Source organism: Delftia sp. ASV31, from assembly GCF_016428765.1.
GTDB classification, from domain to species: domain Bacteria; phylum Pseudomonadota; class Gammaproteobacteria; order Burkholderiales; family Burkholderiaceae_C; genus Comamonas; species Comamonas acidovorans.
Genome location: NZ_JAELTK010000022.1, coordinates 17,080 through 26,309 on the forward strand (window position 1 = coordinate 17,080; position 9,230 = coordinate 26,309).

Consider the following 9,230-nt stretch of genomic DNA (forward strand, 5'->3'; position numbering starts at 1 on the left):
ACATGGCAGAACTCGCCACCATTGCCCGTCCTTACGCAGATGCCCTGTTCAAGGCCAGCACCCAGCAGGGTGCTGACCTGTCCGGCACTGTTGCCTGGGCGGAGGAATTGGCGGCGATTGCCGCCAATCCGCAATTGCGCCAGCTGGCCGACGACCCCAAGGTGACCGACGAACAACTGTTCGACGTCATCAGCGGCGTGGCCGGCTCGGCATTGCCTGATGCCGCTCGCAACTTTCTGCGCGTCATCATTGAAAACGGCCGACTGCAAGCCCTGCCAGAAGTGGCGGCCCAGTTTCGCAGCCTCGTGAACCGCGCCGGTGGCTCGTCCGACGCCGTGGTTCAAAGCGCTTTTCCCATAGATGCTGCCGCTCTGGCAGCCCTCGGGACTTCGCTGGAGAAGCGTTTCGGCCGAAAGCTGAACCTGTCGGTGCAGCAAGATCAGTCCCTGATCGGTGGCATCCGCGTCGTGGTGGGTGATGAAGTTCTTGACACGTCCGTCAAGGCCCGCCTGGAACAAATGAAAGCGGCCCTCATTGCGTAACAACGCGACTGAGGTCTCGGCTAACCAAAGCTAAAGAAGGAAAGAGTCATGCAACTCAATCCCGCAGAAATTTCTGAACTGATCAAGAGCCGCATCGAGGGTCTGGCTGGCAGCAGCGACATCCGTAACGAAGGCACCGTGGTTTCGGTGACCGACGGTATCGTGCGCGTGCACGGCCTGTCGGACGTGATGCAAGGCGAAATGCTGGAATTCCCCGCAGGCAAGGATGGCCAGCCCTCCTTCGGCCTGGCGCTGAACCTCGAGCGCGACTCCGTCGGCGCCGTGATTCTGGGCGAGTACGAGCACATCTCCGAAGGCGACACCGTCAAGTGCACGGGCCGCATTCTGGAAGTGCCCGTCGGCCCCGAACTCATCGGCCGCGTGGTCAACGCCCTGGGTCAGCCGATTGACGGCAAGGGCCCGATCAACGCCAAGATGACGGACGTGATCGAGAAGGTCGCTCCCGGCGTGATCGCACGCCAGTCCGTGGACCAGCCCCTGCAGACCGGCATCAAGTCCATCGACTCGATGGTGCCCGTCGGCCGTGGCCAGCGCGAACTGATCATCGGCGACCGCCAGACCGGCAAGACCGCCGTGGCCATCGACGCCATCATCAACCAGAAGGGTCAGGGCGTTACCTGCATCTACGTTGCGATCGGCCAGAAGGCTTCCTCGATCAAGAACGTGGTGCGTGCCCTGGAGCAGGCCGGCGCGATGGAATACACCATCGTCGTGGCTGCCACCGCTTCCGAATCCGCTGCCATGCAGTACGTGTCGGCCTACTCCGGCTGCACGATGGGCGAGTACTTCCGCGACCGCGGCGAAGACGCCCTGATCGTCTATGACGACCTGTCCAAGCAAGCCGTGGCCTACCGCCAGGTTTCGCTGCTGCTGCGCCGTCCCCCGGGCCGCGAAGCCTTCCCCGGCGACGTGTTCTATCTCCACAGCCGCCTGCTCGAACGTGCAGCCCGCGTGAATGCCGACTACGTCGAAGCCTTCACCAAGGGTGAAGTCAAGGGCAAGACGGGTTCGCTGACGGCACTGCCCATCATCGAAACCCAGGCCGGTGACGTGTCGGCCTTCGTGCCCACGAACGTGATCTCGATCACGGACGGTCAGATCTTCCTGGAAACCAGCCTGTTCAACGCCGGTATCCGCCCCGCCATCAACGCCGGTATCTCGGTGTCGCGCGTCGGTGGTGCTGCACAGACCAAGCTGGTCAAGGGCCAGTCCGGCGGTATCCGTACCGACCTGGCACAGTACCGTGAGCTGGCTGCCTTCGCGCAGTTCGCCTCCGACCTGGACGAAGCCACCCGCAAGCAGCTCGACCGCGGTGCCCGCGTGACCGAACTGCTCAAGCAGGCCCAGTACAGCCCCCTGTCCACCGCTTTGATGGGCGCTTCGCTGTTCGCAGTGAACAAGGGCTACATGGACGACATCCAGGTCAAGCAAGTGCTGGCTTTCGAGTCTGGTCTGCACCAGTTCCTGAAGACCAGCCACGGCGCCCTGATCGACAAGCTGAACGCTTCCAAGGCCATGGACAAGGATTCCGAAGCCGAATTGAACGCCGCCATCGCTGCGTTCAAGAAGTCGTTCGCTTAAACCGGACGAGGAGCCATCATGGCAGCAGGTAAGGAAATTCGCGGCAAGATCAAATCGGTGGAAAACACCAAGAAGATCACCAAAGCCATGGAAATGGTGGCCGCATCCAAGATGCGCAAGGCGCAGGAACGGATGCTGGCTGCACGCCCGTACAGCGAAAAGATCCGCAACATTGCAGTCCATCTTGGCCAAGCCAACCCCGAGTACGTGCACCCGTTCATGCAAGTGAACGGTGATGCAAAGACAGCCGGCGTCATCGTGGTGACGACGGACAAGGGGTTGTGCGGCGGCATGAACACCAACGTGTTGCGTGCTGTCACGGCCAAGCTGCGGGAGCTGCAGGATCAAGGCGTGTCGGCAGAAGCAGTGGCCATTGGCAACAAGGGTCTGGGCTTTCTGAACCGTGTCGGCGCCAAGGTGGTTTCGCACGCGACGGGTCTGGGCGATACGCCCCATCTGGAAAAGCTGATCGGCCCTGTGAAGGTGCTGCTCGATGCATATGCAGCGGGCAAGCTGAGCGCGGTGTACCTGAGCTACACCAAGTTCATCAACACCATGAAGCAGGAATCGGTGGTGGAGCAGTTGCTGCCCCTGTCGTCCGAGAGCATGCAGGCCGAGAAGACGTCTGGCCATAGCTGGGACTACATCTACGAACCCGACGCGCAGTCCGTGATCGACGAGCTGCTCGTGCGTTACGCAGAGTCCCTGGTCTACCAAGCTGTCGCGGAAAACATGGCGTCCGAGCAATCGGCGCGCATGGTGGCCATGAAGGCCGCTACCGACAACGCAGGCAGCGTCATTGGCGAGTTGAAGCTGGTCTACAACAAGACGCGCCAGGCAGCGATCACGACCGAGCTGTCGGAAATCGTGGCTGGCGCCGCTGCTGTGTAAAGCAGCTCAACAGACAAACTAATTGGAGCAAAAAATGGCTCAAGTGCAAGGCAAGATTGTTCAATGTATTGGCGCTGTGGTGGACGTCGAGTTCCCCCGCAACGCAATGCCCAAGGTGTTCGATGCCCTGAAGCTCGACGGCTCGGCCCTGACGCTGGAAGTGCAGCAACTGCTGGGTGACGGCGTTGTGCGTACCATCGCCCTGGGTTCGTCCGACGGTCTGCGTCGCGGCCTGATGGTGTCCAACACCGGCAACCCCATCACCGTGCCCGTGGGCAAGGCGACGCTGGGTCGCATCATGGACGTGCTGGGCAACCCCATCGACGAACGCGGTCCCGTGGATCAGGCGCTGACGGCTCCCATCCACCGCAAGGCACCGGCTTATGACGAGCTGTCGCCTTCGCAGGAACTGCTGGAAACCGGCATCAAGGTGATCGACCTGATCTCTCCCTTCGCCAAGGGCGGCAAGGTGGGTCTGTTCGGTGGCGCCGGTGTGGGCAAGACCGTGAACATGATGGAACTCATCAACAACATCGCCAAGGGCCACGGTGGTCTGTCGGTGTTCGCCGGTGTGGGTGAACGTACCCGCGAAGGCAATGACTTCTATCACGAAATGTCGGACGCCGGCGTGGTCAACCAGGAGTCGCTGAACGACTCCAAGGTGGCCATGGTCTACGGCCAGATGAACGAACCCCCGGGCAACCGTCTGCGCGTGGCGCTGACCGGCCTGACCATGGCCGAAGCCTTCCGTGACGAAGGCAAGGACGTGCTGTTCTTCGTGGACAACATCTACCGCTACACGCTGGCCGGTACCGAAGTGTCCGCTCTGCTGGGTCGCATGCCTTCCGCCGTGGGCTACCAGCCCACGCTGGCCGAGGAAATGGGCCGCCTGCAAGAGCGCATCACCTCGACCAAGGTCGGTTCGATCACTTCCATCCAGGCCGTTTACGTGCCCGCCGATGACTTGACCGACCCCTCGCCTGCCACGACGTTCGCCCACTTGGATTCGACCGTGGTGCTGTCGCGTGACATCGCTTCGCTGGGTATCTACCCCGCCGTCGATCCGCTGGACTCCACCAGCCGTCAGCTGGACCCCCAAGTCGTGGGTGAAGAGCACTACAAGGTGGCCCGCGAAGTGCAGGGCACGCTGCAGCGCTACAAGGAACTGCGCGACATCATCGCCATTCTGGGCATGGACGAGCTGGCTCCCGAAGACAAGCTGACCGTGGCCCGCGCCCGCAAGATCCAGCGTTTCCTGTCGCAGCCTTTCCACGTGGCCGAAGTGTTCACTGGCGCTCCCGGCAAGTACGTGTCGCTGGCTGAAACCATCCGTGGTTTCAAGATGATCTGCGCTGGCGAGTGCGATCACCTGCCCGAGCAGGCCTTCTACATGGTTGGCACCATCGACGAAGCCTTCGAGAAGGCCAAGAAACTGGCGGCTTGAGCCTGCGGCACCCCCTGAGCGACTGCGTCGCTTCCCCCTCTCTACCCGCTTCGCGGGGGAGGGGGGCGACACCCTCGCTGCGGGGTGGCCCTTGCTCGGTGTCCCCGATCTGGGCCCTGCCGGTTCCAAGTTCCAGTCCCACCTTTTCTGAGGAGCAAAGATGAACACCATCCACGTTGATGTGGTCAGTGCCGAAGAGTCCATCTTCTCCGGTGAAGCGCGCTTTGTCGCCCTGCCCGGTGAATCCGGCGAACTGGGCATTTTTCCCCGCCACACTCCGCTGATCACGCGCATCAAGCCCGGCTCGGTGCGTATCGAGATGGCGGACGGCAGCGAAGAGTTCGTCTTCGTGGCCGGCGGCATCCTGGAAGTGCAGCCCAACTGTGTGACCGTGCTGTCCGACACCGCCATCCGCGGTGCCGACCTGGACGCCGAGAAGGCCGAGAAGGCCAAGCTCGAAGCCGAGGAAGCACTGAAGAACGCCAAGAGCGAAGTCGATCTGGCGCGTGCCCAGTCCGAGCTGGCCGTCATGGCCGCTCAGATCGCGGCCCTGCGCAAGTTCCGCCAAAAGCGCTGAGCCCTCCCGGGACCAGCCGCAAAAAAGCCGCCCTCGGGCGGCTTTTTTCATGGTGCGCAGGCGTCTCAGTCGCCGCAGCGGGCCTGGTACACGTAGGTCACGGCATTGTCCTTGGGGTCCACCGTGCGTGACTTGTGCGTCACGGCCTTGGCGGGCACGGGGCACAGGGCACGGATCTGTTGCTCGCAGCGCTTGGGGTCGTCTTCGCGCAGCTTGCAGCTGAGTACATAGTCATATTCCTGCGAGTCGTCGAGGATGGGGCTTGCGCAGGCGCTCAGGGTCAGCACGGCGGCCAGCAGGCCCAGGCGGGCCAGGGTGTTCTTCATGGTGTGGATGCTCCTTGATGAAATGGCGTGACGCTATCACAGCCTCCGTGCCCGCGATAGCTTGATGAAGGGGGTGGCTCGGCCCGGCCTGCGCAGCCTGCCTGCCTTTCAGTGGTGCTGTATCACGACAGCATCGGGAAGATTGTCGCTGCCATCGTGCACAGGCTGCAGCGGGTCACGCGGAAAGTTGGTTTCAAGCAGCAGGCTCACGCGCTCCAGGGCTGCTGTCATGCCCATGGCGTAATGGCCGCCCTGAAAGGCGGCACCCATGTCGCTGATCAGCGTTTGCCATTGTTCCGCCGGCAGGGTGCGCGCCAGGGCGCGGTCGGCGACGATTTCGATGGCGTGGTCGGCCAGCAGCAGATAGATCAGGGCACCGTTGTTGTGTTCGGTATCCCAGACGCGCAGCTTGCCGAACAGCGTGATGGCGCGCTCGCGCGGTGTGGCGTCGCGCCACAGGTAGCTGGGCGGCAGTCCGGGTTCGACGCAGATGCGAATCTGGCCTGTATGGCGCTGCTCGCTCATGGTGATTAGGCGCTCCAGCTCCGCCAGGCTTTCAGGCGGGAGTGCACGGCGCAACTGTCCTTCGGCCCAATGGTGGCGCAGCAGCCGGAGCAGACGCTGTACAAAGCCTGTGATTGCAGCCGCCATCTCACCAACTCCCCGAGGCGCCGCCGCCCCCGAAACTGCCGCCTCTGCCAGAGCTGAAGCCCCCGCCACCGCTGCGGCCGCCGCCCCCGCCAAAGCCGCCACCACCGCCCCATCCACCGCCGCCACCCCTGCCGGAGCGGCCGCTTCCCAGCAGGGTGAACAGCAGCGCGACGACTCCCGCTCCTGCGGCGACGAGCAGGCTGGCCGTCACCACATAGGCGGCAATGCCGGCGCCTGCCCCCGCCAGCACGGAGGCCAGTGGCCGGCCCAGCACCGAGCGCAGGATGGGGCCGACCACGGCCACGCCGAAGAAGAAGAACAGCATCAGGTCTTCCATGTCGAAGCCCCTGTCCGGGCTTTTGGAAGACTGGGGGCTGGAGGAGGGCGCCGGCAGTTGCTCGCCCGCAATGCGCGCTGCCACCTGGTCCAGCGCAGCGGTGATGCCGCCCGCATAGTCCCCCTGGCGAAAGCGCGGTGCCATCTGCTGGTCGATGATGCGCGCGGCCGCCAGGTCGGGGATCGCGCCTTCCAGCGCGCGGGCCACTTCCATGCGCATGCGCCTGTCGTTCTTGGCAATCACCACCAACAGGCCGTCGCCCACGTCGCGGCGGCCAATCTTCCAGTCACTGGCCAAGCGCCAGGCATAGGCGGCAATGTCCTCGGGCGCGGTGGTGGCCACCATCAGCACGACGACCTGCGAGCCCGACTTCTGTTCGATGCCGCGCAGCCTGTCCTCAATGGCGCGTGCCTCATCGGCCGACAGCGTGCCCGTCTGGTCGATGAGCCGCGCCGAGAGGGCCGGCACGGGCTGCGGCGCCTGCGCCAGCGTGCTCCCGGGCAGCAGCAGCATGGTCAGGACAAGGGCGCAAAGCATGCGCCACAGTGGCACCAGGGACATGGTCACGGCTTACTTGTTGCCGAAGTCCACCGTGGGCGGACGGGAGATTTCGGCCTCGTTCTGCACGCTGAAGCTGGGCTTGGGTTCGTAGCTGAAAACCTTGGCCGTCAGATTGGTCGGAAAGCTGCGCGCCAGCACGTTGTAGGACTGCACGGCCTGGATGTACTGGTTGCGCGCCACGGTGATGCGGTTCTCCGTGCCCTCCAGCGTCACGCGCAGGTCGCGGAAGCCCTGGTTGGCCTGCAGCTGGGGATAGCGCTCGGCCACCACCATCAGCCGCGACAGGGCACTGGACAGCTCGCCCTGCGCCTGTTGGAACTTGTTGAAGGCCTCGGGGTTGTTGACCAGCTCGGGCGTGGCCTGGATGGAGGTGGCCTTCGCGCGTGCCTCCACCACCTTGGTCAGGGTTTCCTGCTCGAAATTGGCCTCGCCCTTGACCGAGGCCACGATGTTGGGCACCAGGTCGGCACGGCGCTGGTATTGGTTGAGCACTTCGCTCCAGGCCGACTTGGTCTGTTCGTCAAGACGCTGGAAGTCGTTGTAGCCGCAGCCGGTCAATGCCAGGACGGTGGCAAGCGTGGCAAGTAGACGTTTCATAAGATGGCAACCTGAAAGCGACAATGGAAAACAGTATCGCGCACGATGCATGCGCAATGCTGGCGATTGTGCTGCGCGCCCGGCCTGCTGCCCTGTAGGGCAAAGGCCATTGCGCAGCGGTGTGGCAAGGACTGCTAACAGGGCTTTTATGCACGAATTCACGGCGGCGAACTGGTTGCCCGGGGGCCACGCCCAGACCATCTGGCCGGCACTGTTCGCGCGCCGCTGGCCGGTGGGCCAGGCGGCGCCCGCCTGGCGCTGGGAGCGCTGGGATACCCCGGATGGGGACTTCATCGATGTCGCCTTCGGCGGTGCTTCCACCCTGCCTGCAGACGCGCCATGGCTGGTGCTTTTCCATGGCCTTGAAGGCTCGGCGAACAGCCACTATGCCCAGGCCATGGCCTGGGTGGCCGCGCAGCGTGGCTGGCACATGGCCGTGCCGCACTTTCGCGGCTGCAGCGGCGAGGTCAACCGGGGGCCGCGCGCCTATCACTCGGGCGATGTGCAGGAGGTGGACTGGATACTGCGCCGCCTGCGCGCACGGTCCTCCCGCCCGCTCCATGTCGTGGGTGTTTCCCTGGGCGGCAATGCGCTTGCGCGCTGGGCCGGTCTGCAGGCAGACAAGGCGGCCGAGGTAGTCCAGGCCCTTGCGGCGGTGAGTGCGCCGCTGGACCTGGCGGCTGGCGGCATGGCGCTGGGGCAGGGTCTGAACCGCTGGATCTACACACGCATGTTCCTGCGCACGCTGGTGCCCAAGGCGCGGGTCAAATGGGCGCAATTTCCCGGCCTCTTCGACCGCGATGCCGCGGTGCGCGCGCGCGATCTGAAGGAGTTCGATGACGCGTTCACGGCACCCGTGCATGGCTTTCTCGATGCGCACGACTACTGGCGCCGGGCGGCAGCCAAGCCTGTGCTGGGCAGCATTGCCGTGCCTGCGCTGCTGCTCAATGCGCTGGACGATCCCTTTGTCCCTGCATGCAGCCTGCCAGGGCCAGGCGAGGTCGGCCCACGGGTTACGCTGTGGCAACCGCCGCATGGCGGTCATGTGGGTTTTGCACAGGGACATTGGCCAGGGCATGTACTGGGCATGCCGCAGGCCGTCACGCAGTGGCTGGCAGACAGCGAACAAGGATGAATGCAATGGACGATATCGTGAAGCAGGCCATGGCCAAATGGCCCCATGTGCCCGCCTGCAGCGGCTGGCTGGGGCTGGACGAGCGCGGGCGCTGGTATCTGCGCGATGAAGAGGCCCAGGCCTGCGGCGCTTTCGACAGCGGCATCCCGGGAGCCAAGGGCGCGGAGGTGCGCAACGAAAAGCTGGCGGACTTCATCGCCCGCAACTATCTTGCCGAGCCCGACGGTCGGTGGTTTTTCCAGAATGGTCCCCAGCGCGTGTATGTGGAACTGGAAAGCACACCCTGGATATGGCGGCTGCGCTGGGATGGCGAGCGCCTGCAGATGCACAGCCATACAGGGGCAGAGCTGCAGGCCGCAGACATCAAGGAGGTTTTGATGGATGAGACAGGGCGTCTGTATCTGGCCATGCCCTCCGGCCTGGGCCTGGTCCATACGCAGGACATGGTCGATGCCGCTGCCGCGCTGGACGCCGGCATGCTGCCTGCCTGTGAAGAGGTGCCGGCACAGACGTTGCCGCAACGCTACGGTTTTGTGCGCAGTCCGGCCCGGGCATGAAAAAACCGGC

General features: G+C 64.1%; 11 protein-coding genes. 7 read left to right on the forward strand and 4 right to left on the reverse strand.

Translation table 11 applies throughout. From position 1 onward, the window contains the following. Window positions 1-2: 2 nt before the first annotated feature. The 5 genes from JHD82_RS10330 to JHD82_RS10350 all read left to right on the forward strand — a co-directional run bounded on the left by JHD82_RS10330 (window position 3) and on the right by JHD82_RS10350 (window position 5,056). Window positions 3-542 carry a F0F1 ATP synthase subunit delta gene (locus tag JHD82_RS10330; protein WP_012202354.1) on the forward strand — a complete coding sequence of 180 codons (540 nt, stop codon included), beginning with the start codon at window positions 3-5 and terminating at the stop codon, window positions 540-542. Window positions 543-590: 48 nt separating this feature from the next. After that, a complete protein-coding gene (gene atpA / locus JHD82_RS10335; RefSeq protein ID WP_012202355.1) occupies window positions 591-2,144 on the forward strand; it encodes a F0F1 ATP synthase subunit alpha in 1,554 nt (517 codons plus the stop codon). Window positions 2,145-2,162: 18 nt separating this feature from the next. Then, on the forward strand, window positions 2,163-3,035 hold the full coding sequence (gene atpG / locus JHD82_RS10340; protein WP_043824939.1) for a F0F1 ATP synthase subunit gamma: 873 nt from the start codon (window positions 2,163-2,165) through the stop codon (window positions 3,033-3,035). 34 nt (window positions 3,036-3,069) lie between these two features. Continuing rightward, entirely contained in the window at window positions 3,070-4,479 is a 1,410-nt protein-coding gene (atpD, locus tag JHD82_RS10345; protein ID WP_012202357.1) for a F0F1 ATP synthase subunit beta, read from the forward strand. A gap of 160 nt (window positions 4,480-4,639) precedes the next feature. Then, a complete protein-coding gene (locus JHD82_RS10350) occupies window positions 4,640-5,056 on the forward strand; it encodes a F0F1 ATP synthase subunit epsilon (RefSeq protein WP_012202358.1) in 417 nt (138 codons plus the stop codon). A 65-nt stretch (window positions 5,057-5,121) separates the two neighbouring features. On the opposite strand, the gene JHD82_RS10355 is transcribed toward JHD82_RS10350, so the two are convergent. The 4 genes from JHD82_RS10355 to JHD82_RS10370 all read right to left on the reverse strand — a co-directional run bounded on the left by JHD82_RS10355 (window position 5,122) and on the right by JHD82_RS10370 (window position 7,528). After that, a complete protein-coding gene (locus JHD82_RS10355; protein ID WP_012202359.1) occupies window positions 5,122-5,382 on the reverse strand; it encodes a hypothetical protein in 261 nt (86 codons plus the stop codon). Between the two features lie 108 nt (window positions 5,383-5,490). After that, entirely contained in the window at window positions 5,491-6,033 is a 543-nt protein-coding gene (locus JHD82_RS10360) for a TPM domain-containing protein (protein WP_012202360.1), read from the reverse strand. Between the two features lies 1 nt (window position 6,034). Further along, entirely contained in the window at window positions 6,035-6,907 is an 873-nt protein-coding gene (locus tag JHD82_RS10365) for a YgcG family protein (protein WP_199136379.1), read from the reverse strand. 33 nt (window positions 6,908-6,940) lie between these two features. Beyond that, the gene (locus JHD82_RS10370) at window positions 6,941-7,528 is read right to left on the reverse strand and encodes a LemA family protein (RefSeq protein WP_012202362.1); all 588 of its coding nucleotides are present in this window, start codon (window positions 7,526-7,528) and stop codon (window positions 6,941-6,943) included. Window positions 7,529-7,676: 148 nt separating this feature from the next. On the opposite strand from JHD82_RS10370, the gene JHD82_RS10375 reads away from it, so the two are divergent. Beyond that, a complete protein-coding gene (locus JHD82_RS10375) occupies window positions 7,677-8,663 on the forward strand; it encodes a YheT family hydrolase (RefSeq protein ID WP_199136353.1) in 987 nt (328 codons plus the stop codon). A 5-nt stretch (window positions 8,664-8,668) separates the two neighbouring features. Continuing rightward, window positions 8,669-9,220, forward strand: a complete 552-nt coding sequence (locus JHD82_RS10380) for a DUF2946 family protein (RefSeq protein ID WP_012202364.1) — start codon at window positions 8,669-8,671, stop codon at window positions 9,218-9,220. The last annotated feature ends 10 nt before the right edge of the window (window positions 9,221-9,230 follow it).

Coding starts and splice junctions, on each gene's coding strand:
- JHD82_RS10375 (WP_199136353.1), top strand. CDS start 7,677: ATGCACGAATTCACGGCGGCGAACTGGTTGCCCGGGGGCCACGCCCAG.
- JHD82_RS10350 (WP_012202358.1), top strand. CDS start 4,640: ATGAACACCATCCACGTTGATGTGGTCAGTGCCGAAGAGTCCATCTTC.
- JHD82_RS10360 (WP_012202360.1), bottom strand. CDS start 6,033: ATGGCGGCTGCAATCACAGGCTTTGTACAGCGTCTGCTCCGGCTGCTG.
- JHD82_RS10365 (WP_199136379.1), bottom strand. CDS start 6,907: ATGCTTTGCGCCCTTGTCCTGACCATGCTGCTGCTGCCCGGGAGCACG.
- JHD82_RS10370 (WP_012202362.1), bottom strand. CDS start 7,528: ATGAAACGTCTACTTGCCACGCTTGCCACCGTCCTGGCATTGACCGGC.
- JHD82_RS10355 (WP_012202359.1), bottom strand. CDS start 5,382: ATGAAGAACACCCTGGCCCGCCTGGGCCTGCTGGCCGCCGTGCTGACC.
- atpG (WP_043824939.1), top strand. CDS start 2,163: ATGGCAGCAGGTAAGGAAATTCGCGGCAAGATCAAATCGGTGGAAAAC.
- JHD82_RS10380 (WP_012202364.1), top strand. CDS start 8,669: ATGGACGATATCGTGAAGCAGGCCATGGCCAAATGGCCCCATGTGCCC.
- atpA (WP_012202355.1), top strand. CDS start 591: ATGCAACTCAATCCCGCAGAAATTTCTGAACTGATCAAGAGCCGCATC.
- atpD (WP_012202357.1), top strand. CDS start 3,070: ATGGCTCAAGTGCAAGGCAAGATTGTTCAATGTATTGGCGCTGTGGTG.
- JHD82_RS10330 (WP_012202354.1), top strand. CDS start 3: ATGGCAGAACTCGCCACCATTGCCCGTCCTTACGCAGATGCCCTGTTC.